Annotated in this window: 9 protein-coding genes and 4 pseudogenes; 3 read left to right on the top strand and 10 right to left on the bottom strand. The window is 60.9% G+C overall.

All coding sequences use genetic code 11. The annotated features are described in order from the left end of the window. Window positions 1-36: 36 nt before the first annotated feature. Window positions 37-1,371 (bottom strand): carbohydrate porin, encoded by a 1,335-nt coding sequence (locus tag IF103_RS05240; protein ID WP_027908118.1) that lies wholly within the window; start codon window positions 1,369-1,371, stop codon window positions 37-39. A 240-nt stretch (window positions 1,372-1,611) separates the two neighbouring features. Continuing rightward, a complete protein-coding gene (locus tag IF103_RS05245; RefSeq protein ID WP_104882895.1) occupies window positions 1,612-3,654 on the bottom strand; it encodes a TonB-dependent receptor in 2,043 nt (680 codons plus the stop codon). Window positions 3,655-3,809: 155 nt separating this feature from the next. On the opposite strand from IF103_RS05245, the gene IF103_RS05250 reads away from it, so the two are divergent. Both IF103_RS05250 and IF103_RS05255 read left to right on the top strand, forming a co-directional pair. Beyond that, window positions 3,810-4,031: a VF530 family protein gene (locus IF103_RS05250; protein ID WP_023378991.1), complete on the top strand. Its 222-nt coding sequence runs from the start codon at window positions 3,810-3,812 to the stop codon at window positions 4,029-4,031. Window position 4,032: 1 nt separating this feature from the next. Then, on the top strand, window positions 4,033-4,674 hold the full coding sequence (locus IF103_RS05255; protein WP_202675916.1) for a Pr6Pr family membrane protein: 642 nt from the start codon (window positions 4,033-4,035) through the stop codon (window positions 4,672-4,674). Between the two features lie 69 nt (window positions 4,675-4,743). Here IF103_RS05255 and IF103_RS05260 read toward each other — a convergent pair whose 3' ends face one another. From IF103_RS05260 to IF103_RS05270, 3 genes are all read right to left on the bottom strand, one after another. Continuing rightward, entirely contained in the window at window positions 4,744-5,502 is a 759-nt protein-coding gene (locus IF103_RS05260; RefSeq protein WP_023378993.1) for a siderophore-interacting protein, read from the bottom strand. Continuing rightward, window positions 5,499-6,041 (bottom strand): PadR family transcriptional regulator, encoded by a 543-nt coding sequence (locus tag IF103_RS05265; protein WP_023378994.1) that lies wholly within the window; start codon window positions 6,039-6,041, stop codon window positions 5,499-5,501. Before IF103_RS05265 ends, IF103_RS05260 begins: the two co-directional genes overlap by 4 nt. 119 nt (window positions 6,042-6,160) lie before the next feature. Continuing rightward, on the bottom strand, window positions 6,161-9,286 hold the full coding sequence (locus tag IF103_RS05270) for a transglycosylase domain-containing protein (protein WP_023378995.1): 3,126 nt from the start codon (window positions 9,284-9,286) through the stop codon (window positions 6,161-6,163). A 392-nt stretch (window positions 9,287-9,678) separates the two neighbouring features. Here IF103_RS05270 and IF103_RS05275 point away from each other — a divergent pair, with 392 nt between their 5' ends. Beyond that, window positions 9,679-11,097: an amino acid permease gene (locus tag IF103_RS05275; RefSeq protein WP_023378996.1), complete on the top strand. Its 1,419-nt coding sequence runs from the start codon at window positions 9,679-9,681 to the stop codon at window positions 11,095-11,097. A 52-nt stretch (window positions 11,098-11,149) separates the two neighbouring features. Here the strand turns inward: IF103_RS05275 and IF103_RS05280 are convergent. From IF103_RS05280 to IF103_RS24850, 5 genes and pseudogenes are all read right to left on the bottom strand, one after another. Continuing rightward, window positions 11,150-11,484: pseudogene (locus IF103_RS05280) on the bottom strand (FMN-binding glutamate synthase family protein); the annotation flags it as partial. After that, window positions 11,482-11,833 (bottom strand): annotated as a pseudogene (locus IF103_RS25310) (RHS domain-containing protein); the annotation flags it as partial. The pseudogenes IF103_RS05280 and IF103_RS25310, both read right to left, overlap by 3 nt. A 141-nt stretch (window positions 11,834-11,974) precedes the next feature. Then, window positions 11,975-12,610, bottom strand: a pseudogene (locus IF103_RS05290) (IS30 family transposase); the annotation flags it as partial. A 58-nt stretch (window positions 12,611-12,668) separates the two neighbouring features. Continuing rightward, entirely contained in the window at window positions 12,669-13,076 is a 408-nt protein-coding gene (locus tag IF103_RS05295; protein WP_023380392.1) for an Imm44 family immunity protein, read from the bottom strand. 360 nt (window positions 13,077-13,436) lie between these two features. Further along, a pseudogene (locus IF103_RS24850) lies at window positions 13,437-14,045 on the bottom strand (RHS repeat-associated core domain-containing protein); the annotation flags it as partial. Window positions 14,046-14,781 lie beyond the last annotated feature (736 nt).

Genomic DNA, 14,781 nt, shown 5'->3' on the forward strand with positions numbered 1-14,781 from the left:
TCTCCGTTAGGTCAAAAAGTGATGCAAATGCGTCGATCAGAAACTGCTTTGGATCTTCAGGCCGCCAATCAGGGCGTCCTCGACCTGCGACACCCCGCCCGGATGGCGGATGTACTGCAGGTTCGGGCGCACCGTGAGCCAATCGGCCAGGTGGATGCCGTAGTAGAGTTCGGCGCTGTACTCGGTGTCCTGTACAGGCAGGAAATTCGGGTTGTCATAGTCATCGAGGCCGGCGGCCTGGTTGGCCAGGCGGGCGTTCTTGCGGTAGCCGGGATTGACGTGCACGCGGGCGAGGGCGAAACCGATGTCGTCCTTGGCGCGGGCGTCGAATGGGCCCTTGTAAACCAGTCCTGCCTGAACATAGTTGTCGATGGCATTGGTCTTCTTGTCGTGCATGGTGGCGTTGGCGAACAGGCTCAGGCCACGTGACTGGTCGGACGCCAGCGATGTCACCTGCTGTTGAGCGCCAAGCCAGAAGCCATGCTTGCTCGAACGGCTGCGGTAGGCGGCGCCGCTCAGGGCTGCCGGCTGGCCGTTGCTGTCCTTGAGAACGTCCTGAGCCTTGGCATTACTGTAGTAGTACCCGGCGCGATATTCCCCTTTAAAGCCATTGAGTCTTGGGGTCCACACCAGTTCCACCGGCATCACCGCACCTTGGGTGCCGCTTCCGCTGAGCTTGAAGCCGTTGCCGGATTCGAGGTTGGAAGGGTTCTGCTCGAACACCCCGACCTGCGCGTACAGCTCGCTGTTGAGGTTGTAGCGCACACGCAGCGCCCACTGGCTGACTGGCCAGTTGTACCAGATGCCGCCCACCCAGTTGCCCACCTGCGAGCCGCAGAACGCCAGGTTCTGGAAGTCACACGGGAAGCTGTTGAAGTCTTCGCCTTCGCCGAAGCGGCCGAATTTCACATCCAGAGCACCGTCGAAGTATTTCTGCTTGATCCACAGTTGGGTCAGCCGCCAGGTTTCGCCTCGACCCCAGACTTCCTGGGCAGAAGTGAAGCCGCCGACCCGTGGGTCGTTGATACGGTCGTTGCTGATGTTGTCGCCGTGGCGTTCGGTGAGGGTCAGTTGCAACTCGGTGTCTTGCCAGCCGAGGATTTTTTCCAGGTTCATATGGCTGGCGAAGGTGAACTGGTCGCTGTAGCGTGCGGTGCGGTCGTGGTCGTAACCACCGTGCAGGTTGCTGCCCATCTCGCCGGTGTAGCCGAGGGTGAAGTCGTAGCCTTTTTCCAGCAGTTCGCTGCGGGTGCCCCCCCAGTCACCGAGCATCCAGGGAGAGTCGCTGGCGAACATGTCGTTGGCGCAGGCGTTGCTCGCGAGTGCAGTGAGGGCAAGGCCGATGTAACAGTTTTTGGGCAGTTGGAGCATGAGATAGCGCTATCTTTTGATTATTGAAAAAACGGCAAGCGCACCAAAGGGCGGGCCCTTCGATGAGGATGGAGACAGGGTTCGGCAGATGAAGCGATTCAGCTTGCGGTGTGGAGGATATAGAGGAAGTTGTAAGAAAAAAAGACAAATTGTCGCAGTTGATTGTTGTCGAGTTTGCAACAGTCCGGCCCTGCCGGAGCGGGCTTACCGGCGATAGGGGCGCAAAGCGCCCCCGCGACCTCAGAACGAAGTGCGTAATCCGACTTCCACGCTGCGCCCAGGGGCCGGTGCGATATCGCGCAGGATCGAACTGGCGTAGCGCACCGTCTGGTCCGTCAGGTTCTCGCCCCGGACGAATGCCAGCCACTGACTCTGCCCGATATCGAACCGGTAGCCGACGCTCGCGCCCAAGGTGGTGTAGCCATCGGTGCGGGTTTCATTGGCTGGCTTGCGATGTTGCGCTGCCGCATGTTGTACATCCACCCTTGCTTGCCAGCGGTCCAGTTCCCACACCAGGCCGCTGTTCAGTCGCAGTGGTGCGATGCGGGGCAGGGGTTCGCCACTGTCGAGGTTCTTGGCTCGGGTGTAGTCGCCGGACAATTCCAGGGCCAAATTGCCGTAGCGGTTCTCGGCCAGTTGCCAACGATCCTGGGCTTCGATGCCGTAGAACCGCGCTCGTACCCCTTGGTACTGGTACTCGGGCAAGCCTTCGTCGTGGTCATGGTCATGATCATCGTCGCCATGGTCGTGATCATGGCCTTCACGCAGATTGCCCGTGCCGATCAGGCCGATGTAGTTGCGGAAGTGGCTGTAGAACACCCCCACGCTGCCCTTGTGGGTGCCATTGTCGAAGCGCAAGGCCAGGTCGGCGGAAATGGCTTTTTCCTTGTTCAGATTGGCGTCGCCGACTTCGAAGGCGCCGGTGGCCACATGGGCGCCATTGGCGTACAGCTCGTAGAAGGTCGGAGCGCGTTCGGTGTAGCCAAGGTTCGCGGCCAGCGACCAGTAGGGGTCGAGCTGGTACACCGCACCCGACGATAGGCTCCAGGCATTGAACGTGCTGGCGCTGTCGGCGTTGGCGAAGTTGTCGTTGCCTTTGGCATCCGGCTCGACTCGTGTGTGCTCGAGGCGTGCGCCGAGGCTCAGGTTCAGACGCTCGCTGGCCTGCCATTGTTCGAGCAGGAACAGTGCCAGGCTGTCAGTATCGGTATGTGGGACGAAGGCTTCCTCGCCCAGTGCGGAGAATTCATTGCGGTTGACTTGCGCGCCGATCACGCCTTCGACCGGGCCGATAGGCTGGTGGCGGGCCTCGACCCGCGCTTCGTAGCCTTTGTTCTTGAAGGTGGTGTGCACCTCGCCTTCTTCAATCTCGCTGTGTTCGTAGTCGGTGTAGCCGGCATCGACCTTGATCGAGCTGAAGGGGCCTTCCAGATCACGGACTTCGGTTTCGAAACCGTAGTGATCCTGTTTCATGTCCAGGCGCACGCCGGACTCGGCCACCGAACCGTAATTGCTGTCGTAACGGCTGTAGGACATGCCGGTGTAACCGTGGTCCCAATGGTAGGCGCCTCCGAGGGCGCCGCCGTCCTGGCGCCCATCGCTGTTTTCCAGGCGGTGGCGGCTGCCGGGGTCGTCGCTGTCACGGACTTTGGAGCTACGTGCATAACCGGGTATGCGCAAGTCGTTGAACTGTCGGCTGCTGGCATCCAGATGTAAGGCGAAGGTCCCGTCGCCGGCCTCGAGCTTGCCGGCGCTGCTGCGAGTGGTATCGGCGCCGCCGTAGCGCAGTTCACCCGCGCCATGAATGCCTTCGATGGGGGTAGCGGGGATGCGGTTGTCGAAGGTGTTGACCACGCCGCCGATGGCATTGCCGCCGTACAGCAAGGCAGCGGGGCCGCGGACGATTTCGATGCGGTCGACGTTCACCGGATCCAGCGGTACGGCGTGGTCGTAGGACAGCGACGAGGCATCCAGGGCGCCTACGCCATTACGCAGGATGCGGATGCGGTCACCATCGAGGCCGCGAATGACTGGGCGGCTGGCACCAGGGCCGAACCAGGTGGAGGCGACCCCAGGTTGTTTGTTGAGCGTTTCACCGAGGCTGCCGTGCTGCTGTTGCAGCAGTTCGTCACCTTCAAGGATGGTGCTAGGGGCTGCCATCTGTGGGTTGCCCAGTGGGTTGGCGGTGATGACCTGGGGTTCGAGTTCAACGGCATGGCTGCTGGTTGAAACCAGCCAGAGCGTGGCGGCGAGGGGGGTTAGGCGTAAAGGTGAGCACAGCATGGGGATGTGACGGTCCTTGGCAGATAACGTTACTGTTATAATATAACGTTTCTATTTGATCATGCAGTGGCCTGTTATGGCTAGCGTTATGTGCGGGCTGCTCTGGCCACTACACTCGTGTAAGGTGCGCATCTTTCCCACGCTGGAGCACTGGCATGAGCACGGCCCAACACAACGCGCTGCACGGCAAGACCTTGGAGCAGATCCTCACCGAGCTGGTGGCGCACTACCAATGGCAGGGGCTGGCCGAGCGCGTGGATGTGCGCTGTTTCAAAAGCAACCCGAGCATCAAGTCGAGCCTGACCTTCCTGCGCAAGACGCCCTGGGCGCGAGAAAAGGTCGAACAGTTGTACGTGAAATTGCAGCGCCAGGCCTGACATGCCGTGTCGTCCCTGGTTGACCTTGGCGGCGGTGCTGGGCTGGGTGGGCCTGTCGGTTCAGGTACATCTGGTACTGCTGGCGCGCTGGCAGGAGCAGGCCAGCCTGATCGGCGGCCTGGTCAATGTATTCGGCTATTTCACGGTGCTGACCAACACCTTGGTGGCGACGGTGCTCAGCTATGCAGCCTTTGGCCGTGATTCAGGTGCCAAGCGTTTCTTTCTGTCACCCTCGGTAAGTTCCGCGGTGGCGGCCAGTATCGTGCTGGTGGCGATCGCCTACAGCCTGCTACTGCGCCATCTGTGGCAGCCCGAGGGTTGGCAATGGTTGGCGGACGAGTTGCTGCACGACGTCATGCCGCTGCTGTTCGTCCTGTATTGGTGGTGCGAGGTGCCCAAGGGGCGCTTGCGGCTTCGGCATCTGGCGGCCTGGGCACTGTACCCGGCAGCCTACTTCGCCTATGCCTTGTGGCGGGGCAATGAAATCGGCGTCTACCCCTATCCATTCATCGACGTGGCCAGCTTGGGTTACAGGCAGGTCATGTTGAATGCGTTGGGAGTGTTGTCAGGATTCTGGGGCATTGGCCTGGTGCTGCTCGGCCTGGACCGATGGCGGGGGCGGCGAGTGCCTGCGTCGGTGTAGGGCCTCATCGCCAGCAAGCTGGCTCCGGCAGGTACCGCGTGGCACCCGCAGGAGCTGGCTCGATACTCATCACTCGTCGTCGGCAGTTCCATCGGCACGCCAGTAGGCGGCGGCCTTCAATGCACTTTCCTTGACGCCTTTTTCCAGCAACAACGCCTTGACCTGGCGGGTCAGCGATTTCTCCAATGCGACCCAGCTGTACAAGTCGCCCTCAGGCAAGCCCAGTGCTTCGATTCGGGCGAGCAGATCTTCATTTCGGTGCACCCAGATTATTTCCAGCTGGGCCTTGCTCTCCAGGGGCTGGCGCTCCTGATCGTCTTCGATCTGGACGACCGCCAGCACTTTGCGACCCGCTGGCAGTTCTTCCAATCGGCGGCCTATGGCGGGAATGGCAGTTTCATCGCCGATCAGCAGGTAGCTGTCGAAGATGTCTGGTACCACCATCGAGGCACGTGGGCCGGCGATGTCCAGTGTCTGTCCTGGGGCTGCCTGTGCGGCCCAGGTCGAGGCAGGACCATCGCCATGCAGGACGAAGTCGATGTCCAGTTCGTTGTTGACCAGGTCGATGCGTCGTGGCGTGTACTCGCGCATGGTAGGCCTGACGCCCCCGTCCCGCCCGAGATTGCGAGCGTCGATGGCCTGCTGCTGTTCGGCGGTTTCGGCGAACAGCAACTTGATATGGTCATCGCTGCCGAGGCTGGTGAAACCTTGCAACTCCTGGCCGCCGAGGGTGATTCGGCGCATGCGTGGGGTGAGGTCGGCCACCCGCAGCACGTGCAGGCGGCGCTGGCGAATCTGGTGGTTGACGCGGTGAATGGTGTCACTCATGGATGGTTCTCCGTAACGGGGTCGGCTGGCCCCGAGGCGATGGCCTTGGCCGTGTCGTTGAGCAGGTTGCGCACGCGTTCGATCTCTTCGGCAGTCCAGCGGCCACTGTGCATGTGCAGGGCATGACGCAGGTTGCCGACGGCTTCGTGAATCTCGGGTGGACGGTCATGCCCGCGCAGGGCGCGCTTGCTGACTTCGATGCGCATGCGCACGCCGTCCAGGGCAATGGCCTGCTCGCTCAGGGCGTTGCGGCCCGCTTCGGTGATGACGTACAGGCGTTTGCTGCCTTCGACCTGGCCGCTGATCAGCTCGGCTTCTTCAAGGAAGTTGAGGGTGGGGTAGATCACGCCTGGGCTAGGGGTGTAGTTGCCGTCGAACAGGCTTTCGATCTGGCGGATGAGGTCATACCCGTGGCCAGGCTGCTCGGCCAGCATCGACAGCATCAGCAGTTTGAGATCACCGGGCGCGAACACCCGAGGGCCGCGTTCGCCCCGGCCGGGGCGGCGCTCGAAAGGGTCATGGGCAGCAGGGTCGCGCATGGAAGGTGGCTCCGTCTGTTTAGATATATCGCAAGATATTACTCAAGATATATCTAAAGACAAGACGAAAAATGCGGATGATTATCATCTAAAGCTTCGATCAATCCGCTACAACACCCTCAGTTTTGGCCCTGCATCGCCACTTGTGGCGGTTTGCACTCGTTCGGGTTACCTGGCTCCAGGTAGGGCATGAGAATTGGTGCCATGCCCTTGAGCACCTGTACCGGCAAGGCCGAGGTGAATTTGAATGCTTCCGCCGAACGCCCCGGCACGAAGGCGGTGAGCGTGCCGAAGTGGTTATCGCCAAGGAAGAACACGAAGGTCGCGGTTCTGTTCAACGAACGGGAACCGATCAGCCGACCACCCGCGCCGAAGCTCTCGATCCGGTTGTCGCCGGTGCCGGTCTTGCCCCCCATCACCAGCGGGGTGCCGTCATGCAGTTTGAAACTGCCGGAGATACGCCGCGCGGTACCGGCGTCCACTACCTGGGACATGGCCCCTTTGAGTGCACGCGCAACCTCGACTGGCAAGATCCGCTGCCCCCGGTCCGGGTCGCTGATCAGCTTGGTTTCATAGGGCGTGTTGGCGGCGAAGTGCAGGGTATCGATACGCAAGGTCGGCAGCCGCACGCCATCGTTCTGGATGATGCCGACCAGCTCCGAGAGCGCCGCAGGACGGTCGCCGGAGCTGCCGATGGCGGTGGCCAGCGACGGGACGAGGTGATCGAACGGGTAACCCACGCGTTTCCAGCGTTGATGAATGTCGAGGAAGGCCTCGATTTCGACCATGGTGCGAATGCGGCTGTCGCGGGCGCCCTGATGACGGCTCTTGAACAGCCAGCCATACACTTCCTGGCGCTCGAAACGGCTGGCATTGGCCATTTCGGTGGGCGTTGCGCTGGGGTTCTTCAGCAGGTAACCCAGCAGCCACAGGTCCAGTGGGTGGACCTTGGCAATAAAGCCTTGGTCGGGCAGATCGTACTTGCCGGGGCCGTAGGCCTCGTACATCTCCACCAGGCGACTGTCGGTGAGCTTGGCGAGGGCTTTCTTGTCTTCCTTGCTGTGAGCGCGGACGAAGGCATTGAAGGTTTCCTGGCCGGCTTCAGGGAACAGGTAGCGATGCACCGCGGCCAGGCGCTGAGGGGTGATACGCATGCTGTCGAGGAAGGTGTCCAGGCGTTGTTGCGAGGTCTTGCGCTGGTATTTCTTCCAGAAACGCATCAGGTAGTTGGTGCCTTCCTTGTCGGCGAAGCGGGCCAGGTATTCCTGGCGCCGTGGGTCGGCGTCATCCTTGAGCAGCGCCACGCGGTTGAACGGCTGCTGATAGGTCACGTACCGCACCAGGTCGCGCATCAGGCGGATGAACGGCAGGTTGATCGATTCGCGCAGCGCTTCCTTGAGGGTGGGGTTGCGGCTGTTGTCTTCCTTGCGGAAGTTGTTGAACACATGCATGCCGCCGCCGGTGAAGAACGCTTCGCCGGTGTTGGCCGAATACTTGCGCTCAAGCGCTGCGTCGAGCATGGCATCGAGGCTCTGGTTCTTGGCGTTGAGCATCAGCCATTCCAGCGACCACTGGGTGATGCGGTCGAGCTCCGCGACCTCGACTTTCTTCAGCTCGGCGGCAGGTTTGCCGGCGTATTTGTCGTGCAGTTCGGCGATGATTTCCAGATAGGTAGTGAGCACACGAAGCTTGGCTGTGGAGCCCAGTTCCAGCTTGCTGCCCTCGTTGATATCGAACGGCTGGTCGGTGCTGTCGGTCTGCACCCGAACCCGCGATCCGTCGGCTGTGCGTTCGAACAGCGTGAAGCTGTAGCGCACTTGGTCGGTGGTCTTGGAGGTCAGCAGGCGCTCGCCGATCAGGCCGATCTGCGCGGCGAATTCAGGGTCGGAGAGATTCTTCAGGTACTGACTGGCTTGCATCTGCAGGTCGGCCTGCAGCGTGCTGGTGGCCGACAGGTCGAGGCGGTCCAGATCATACAGCGGCCGGTTGAGCATGGCTGCGAGGCGGTTGCGTGCCAGGCTGATACCCTTGTTGGTGATGATCGGCACGATGGTCGGTTGCGCCACCCAGTCGCGGTACACAGCCTTGCTGGCCAGTGCGGCATCGGCGGTCTTTTTGTCGACCACGCCGTTGGCCGCCAGCAGGCGAATGTGGGAGTCGGTCAGTTCGGCCAGTTCGACCCGACCCTTGGACAGGTAATGGGACGGACGGCGCTGGGCGATCATCAACGACAGCACCTGGCGCAGGGCCAGGCCGCGCGCGGCCATGCTGTCCGGGTCACTTGCCGTAGCGCTCAGGGCCTGGTTCACCTGGTCGAAATCGGCGCCGTACCAAACCCGCAGGCCCTCCGCCATGCCGTGGACCTCGCCATGGCCAGGGACCGCCGACAGCGGCACGCTGTTGAGGTAGTCGCGCACGATGCGCTGGCGGGCCTCGGTGGTGTCCGGGCCGCCTTGGTAGGCCCGCACGCTGGCGGAAATCATCTGGCGGATTTTCTCGGCGCCGGAGACGGTCAGGCCATCGGGGGAGTGCCTGTATTTTTCCAACTGGGTCGCCAGGGTACTGCCACCGGCCGACTGCCCTGGCAGGGCCAGGTACTTGGCCACCTGGCTGTAGGCCGCCTTGGCGAAGCGTGGCCAGTCCACTGCTGGGTTGTTGCGAGGGTCCTTGGCATCGAGCAGGTCGCGGTTCTCGATGAACAGCAGGCTGTTGACGATGACCGGAGGGATCGAACTGAAGTCCGGGTACAGGTGTTGCGGGTAGTTGTACTGGTACAGCGTGTCGCCGCGACAGTCGGTGATCGACAGGCCCGCCTGGATCTTCTCGATATAGGGCGCGAACAAGCCATGATCGACATAGTTCATCAGCGCCGGCGAGAACCGTACTTGCTCGCTGATCAGGTAGTCGCGCTTGAGCAGGCGTGGCAGGAACTCGCCCAGCGCGCTATAGCCCAGGCGTTTGTCGAACGGGCCTTCACCGGGATAGACGATGGCGTCACTGGGCCCCGGTTGCAGCGAGTAGGTAAGTGTGGCGGCCAGCTTGCTGAACTCCCGGGACTGCAAGTTCGAGGTGCGGAACTCGTCATAGGCGGCGAAGCCGATGGCCACGAGCGCCACCAGCAGGATCAGCAGGATCAACCGCCACCACAGCCGACGCTGACGTGGGGGCTTGGGCTGTGGCGTCTCGGCCAGAGGTGTCTCGGGTGCTTCCGTTCTGGTTGGTTCCGATTGCCACAGTGCGCCCATAGTCTTCAATCCGGCCAGGTTTTTTCGTATTGCTTGCCTGAAGCTTAGACGTTGGCCGAGTCAGGTGAAAAATTTGTAGGAAGAACATAAAGCTGACGTGGGAATGCGGCTTTGGTGGCGCATTCGTTCAAGGCCGATATTGCTATGGTAGCCGTGCGAGAGGGCCCACTGGCACCTGCCAGCGACGGAAGTTTTCCCCAAATCTTCCGTTTTTATAGTGAAAAGCCCTACGACAGCCTTCCTATACTGCTCGGCCCCTTCGCCTTGCCGACCGCTCTATTCCGGCATGCGGGCCCTCCCACAAGGTTAGCCCGACAAGCAACGCCACGCCTATCGGCATGGCTGAGGCTGCACGAAGGTCAAATCCAATAACAAAATGAGGTTGTATTGCTATGCCAGTCGGCAACCACCCTGCCCACGGCGAGACCGTCCAAGGCGGCCCGCTCAAGCGTGAACTGGGCGAACGGCACATTCGTCTGATGGCGCTGGGCGCCTGTATCGGTGTCGGTCTTTTCCTCGGTTCGGCCAAAGCCATCGAAATGGCCGGCCCTGCCATCATGCTTTCCTACATCATTGGCGGCCTGGCGATTCTGGTGATCATGCGCGCGCTGGGCGAGATGGCCGTGCACAATCCCGTCGCCGGTTCCTTCAGTCGCTACGCCCAGGATTACCTCGGCCCATTGGCGGGCTTTCTTACCGGTTGGAACTACTGGTTCCTGTGGCTGGTGACTTGCGTTGCGGAAATCACCGCCGTGGCCATCTACATGGGCATCTGGTTCCCGGACGTGCCTCGCTGGATCTGGGCCTTGGCCGCCTTGGGCAGCATGGGCGCCATCAACCTGATCGCGGTCAAGGCATTCGGTGAGTTCGAATTCTGGTTTGCCCTGATCAAGATCGTCACGATCATCGCCATGGTGCTCGGTGGCATCGGCATCATTGCCTTCGGCTTCGGTAACGACGGTGTGGCCGTGGGTATCTCCAACCTGTGGAGCAACGGCGGCTTCATGCCCAATGGCGTGACCGGTGTGCTGATGTCGCTGCAGATGGTGATGTTCGCCTATCTGGGCGTGGAAATGATCGGCCTGACCGCCGGTGAAGCGCGCAACCCGCAAAAGACCATTCCACAGGCCATCGGCTCGGTGTTTTGGCGCATCCTGCTGTTCTATGTCGGCGCGCTGTTCGTCATCCTGTCGATTTACCCCTGGAGCGAGATCGGTAGCCAGGGCAGCCCGTTCGTGATGACCTTCGAGCGCCTGGGCATCAAGACCGCCGCTGGCATCATCAACTTTGTGGTCATCACCGCAGCGCTGTCGTCGTGCAATGGTGGCATCTTCAGCACCGGGCGCATGCTCTACAGCCTGGCGCAGAATGGCCAGGCCCCAGCGGCTTTTGCCAAGACCTCCAGCAACGGCGTGCCGCGCAATGCCTTGCTGTTGTCGATCGGTGCGCTGCTGCTGGGTGTGCTGGCCAACTACCTGGTGCCTGAGAAGGTGTTCGTCTGGGTGACCTCGATTGCCACCTTCGGTGCGATCTGGACTTGGGTGATGATCCTGCTGGCCCAGATCAAGTTCCGCGCCGGGCTGTCCACGGCTGAGCAGAAGGGCCTGAAGTACCGCATGTGGCTGTGGCCGCTGAGCTCTTACCTGGCGCTGGCGTTCCTGGTGCTGGTGGTGGGGCTGATGGCGTACTTCGAGGATACCCGGGTGGCGTTGTACGTCGGTCCGGCGTTCCTGGTGCTGCTGACGGTGCTGTACTACACGCTGCGCTTGGCACCGAAAGAGGAGCAGGGCGCGGTCGGCACGGCGTCTTGATCTGAGATTCTCGGGGCCGCTTCCATTGGGGGCGGTCTCGATTCGCAAGCGCTCAAGCCACCGTTTCACCCTGCGGCTCGAAGCTGTCTGCCCGTGCCATTTGCCACATACTCGAGTAGAACTGGCCATCCACCTCACCGGTAAGCCGCTCCCCCGGCTTGAGGAATACTGCATCTGCGAGAACAGCTTGATCTCGGTGGCCGACACGCGCCGCACCAGGTGCTTGGCTTCCAGTTGGGCCGGATGCTCCAACCCCGCCGCCGCCAGCATTTCGGCCAGGGCGCGCAGTGTGTTGTGATGGAAGTTCAGCACCCGCTGGGCCTTGTCCGGCACCACCAGGGCGCGTTGGCGCAATGAATCCTGGGTTGCCACGCCGGTCGGGCATTCTTCCCGCACCGCCCCCCACGCCTTGTACTGCCCCGCCCACGCAACGTTGCCGTGCTGATCGGTCAGCTCCATCGGCGTGCCCAGGTGATCGCAGTGGTACCAGGCAATTGCATGGAACGCCTGCGGCGGCATCGTCGTTTGCCACAACGGATCCTGATCGAAGTCGTACTCGCGCTGACGCCAATCCGGCTGCCTGTGCAGCACGATCGGGCGCTTGTGCAGGGCCTGTGCCACCGGTACGAAGCTGCCCGGTTCATACAGGTAATGCACAGTACGCCCGGTATTGCCATCGTCCCGCTTCCGGCCGGTCCCAGTAGTGCGCTACCGAATACTTATGCAGCCGGCCGCCAAAAGTCGCGGTGCGAACAGTACGGAAAAGTGCTTCCCAGATATGTCAGACGCAGTTCGACACGACTCGTAGGATGCGGACTACATCAGGCGGGATGAGTAAACGTGGCCTTTAAAGGTGCGAGATTCGTGGGCAGCCTCCGCTCATTTTCACAAGCATCAAGTAACCTGTGCTGCGTTCGACCAGCGTACCCACCGCAGAAGCATTGGCTTTGCCTTTGATAAGGTCGCCCTCCCAATGGCCTGGCATTTGGCGATCTTCCACCTCGGGCGGGCGAACGTGAATGCTGACCAAGTCGGGTATTTGACCACGGCGATCCACCCCGCCAGAACGTGGGCGGCGGTTGGTTTTGCCCTGTCGCAGACAGATGATCAACTCCTTGCGAAGCTCGCCCACCGGCAGCGCATGAATGGCGTTGTAGATCGTCTCGCGACAGACGTATGCATCTTCAATATTCGGAAATTCCATGGCGTTAAGCTTGCCGGCAATTTGCTGGGGAGAAAAGCATTTACGCAGCAGATAAACCACCAGGTCAAACGGTTGGCTTCCGGGCAGCAGCTTACGCTTGGGGCGGCAAGCCAGGCGCCGGTGTCGCATATGCTGATGAGCCTGACTCGCCGAGTACCGGCCCGCCTCAGGGGCGTTGCGACGAAGCGCTCGGCTAATGGTCGAGGGGCTGCGATCAAGCAGCCTGGCAATAGCCCTCTGGCTCATGCCTTGGAGTTGGCCAAATTGAATCGTGATGCGCTCTTCGATGCTGAGTTCTTGATAGGACATAGGCACACTGTACCGGGTTGGTCAGGTGTTGCACTCAGTTTTTGCCGCCGCCCTATGTTTATGCATTCAGCTTCGCCCGAGCCTTGTCAATGGCGTCCATAAGCACACGAGCATCGTCCACCGTCAGCTTTAAACTTTTTATTCCGCCCATCATTTCGACAGAGCGAGCCAAAGCGTCAAACATCAGATTAGCCTGCTGAAGGCCTTCAGACTCCTTAAACTCACGAAATGGTAACTGCACACGCAACTCAACAACATTATTTGATTTATGGTAGCGCTTAACCTCCGGATAGTCCTCGACTATATCATCCGGCATAACAATAGATATAAAACTCCACTGTTTCGCACCACATGATAGGTCTACACCTTTAAGCAACTCAGAGATGATAGGTTCTACCGCTTTGCGAGCAGCTCTCTCTGAGTCACCTACTTGCACATCCTTCTCACTTGACATCCAGAAATCCATCAAAACCTCCTAGTAATCACTTCTATTTAGCGGGGGTCTATCCCCACCATTTTTAGCCTTGTGCTCAAGAATTTTCTCATGTTGCCAAGAGTGCATCTCCCTCTTACTACCGGATGCTTCCCTGAACATTTCAAGATTATTTTGCCGCATATACTTTTCTGGATAACGCCGCGTACCCATGGTGGTTTCTCCATATTTCATTATTTCACCCGTATCGCGATCCCTAAGCGTATATCCAATTGCTGGCTTGGTAGTGTTATGACTATTTCCATGGGTACCCTCCGTCTTACACGGACACGGTTTCGAAGGATCTTTTCCCGCACCAAACTGCCCATTCGCCTGCCGCGGCTGGCCTTTCCATAGCCCTAACGGGTCAATCCATTCAACAGGGTTCGGTGCGTAGACAAACAGATTGAACCCACCGGTGTAACTGATCGGGTCCTGATTCAGGAACCTTCCAGCCCTTGGATCATAGTAGCGATAACGGTTGTAATGCAGCCCAGTCTCGTGATCGTGATACTGCCCCTGGAAGCGAATCGGGTTACTCATCCCGACCTGCTTGGCCCACTCCGAACGCTCCTCCCGCACCTCACCCCACGCCTTGTACTGCCCCGCCCACGCAACGTTGCCGTGCGGATCGGTCAGCTCCATCGGCGTGCCGAGGTGATCGCAGTGGTACCAGGCAATCGCATCGAACGCCTGCGGCGGCATCGTCGTTTGCCACAACGGATCCTGATCGAAGTCGTACTCCCGCTGACGCCAATCCGGCTGCCTGTGCAGCACGATCGGGCGCTTGCGCAGGGCCTGGGCCACCGGCACGAAGCTGCCCGGTTCATACAGGTAGTGCACCGTGCGCCCGGTATCGCCATCGTCCCTTGGCGGTGAGCTTTCCCAGGCCAGGGTGTCGCCGTCCCAGCCGAACAGGGTGAAGCCACAGCCGAGATCACGTTGGCGCTTGGCCTGGCCCAGCGTGTCGAGGAAGCGCGGAACACGGGCGGCCAGGCGCTCAAGGGTATCGATCAGGGGCTGCAACAGTTTCGGCAAGGCTTCGTCGAACTGTCGCGCAACGCCGTTGTAGGCGCTCTTGAGCAGGCCTTCTCCAGCATTGGCGAGGGCCGCGGCGGCCAGGGTCCAGGCGTCGACTTCGAACAGGGAGTCGTACAGCGCCACCTGGGCCAGTTGCTGGCGGGCCCGGGCATGATTGACCTCGGCGTCGAGGTTGCCGCTAGCGGCGTCCTTGAGCAGCCCGGCCAGCCCACCGAACAGTTGGCTGGCGGTCTGGCCGGCGGCTTCGAGCATGGCAGGCAATTGCTCGAGGGCGCCGTCGACGTAGTGCTCCAGCTCACCGCGAAGGTTGGCGTGCAGGTGGCCTTCGAGGATTTCCAGGAACACCGCGCCCAAGTTGGCCCGGGGGTTGCGCCGCAGCTTCTGTCGGGTCAGGTGCAGCACCGGCCGCAGCACCATGCGCGCCCGTGCCAGGCCGAGCGGAACCGGCACCACGCCAATCAGGTTGATGCCCAGGCTGACCCATTGCAGCGGATCGTTGCTGGGATTTCGTACCAGCTCGGCGATATCGAGCAGCGCATCCACCAGGGCGAAGGCGTTGGCCACAACCGGCACCGAGGCTTCGAGGTGATAACGCACCGATTGCAGGTCGAGCAGACCGCAGCTGATGTCCTGCAGCCACTGGTCGACGGCGGCGGCA

It is taken from the genome of Pseudomonas sp. SK2, from assembly GCF_016772395.1.
GTDB classification, from domain to species: Bacteria; Pseudomonadota; Gammaproteobacteria; order Pseudomonadales; family Pseudomonadaceae; genus Aquipseudomonas; species Aquipseudomonas taiwanensis.

Coding starts and splice junctions, on each gene's coding strand:
- IF103_RS05240 (WP_027908118.1), bottom strand. CDS start 1,371: ATGCTCCAACTGCCCAAAAACTGTTACATCGGCCTTGCCCTCACTGCA.
- IF103_RS05245 (WP_104882895.1), bottom strand. CDS start 3,654: ATGCTGTGCTCACCTTTACGCCTAACCCCCCTCGCCGCCACGCTCTGG.
- IF103_RS05250 (WP_023378991.1), top strand. CDS start 3,810: ATGAGCACGGCCCAACACAACGCGCTGCACGGCAAGACCTTGGAGCAG.
- IF103_RS05255 (WP_202675916.1), top strand. CDS start 4,033: ATGCCGTGTCGTCCCTGGTTGACCTTGGCGGCGGTGCTGGGCTGGGTG.
- IF103_RS05260 (WP_023378993.1), bottom strand. CDS start 5,502: ATGAGTGACACCATTCACCGCGTCAACCACCAGATTCGCCAGCGCCGC.
- IF103_RS05265 (WP_023378994.1), bottom strand. CDS start 6,041: ATGCGCGACCCTGCTGCCCATGACCCTTTCGAGCGCCGCCCCGGCCGG.
- IF103_RS05270 (WP_023378995.1), bottom strand. CDS start 9,286: ATGGGCGCACTGTGGCAATCGGAACCAACCAGAACGGAAGCACCCGAG.
- IF103_RS05275 (WP_023378996.1), top strand. CDS start 9,679: ATGCCAGTCGGCAACCACCCTGCCCACGGCGAGACCGTCCAAGGCGGC.
- IF103_RS05295 (WP_023380392.1), bottom strand. CDS start 13,076: ATGGATTTCTGGATGTCAAGTGAGAAGGATGTGCAAGTAGGTGACTCA.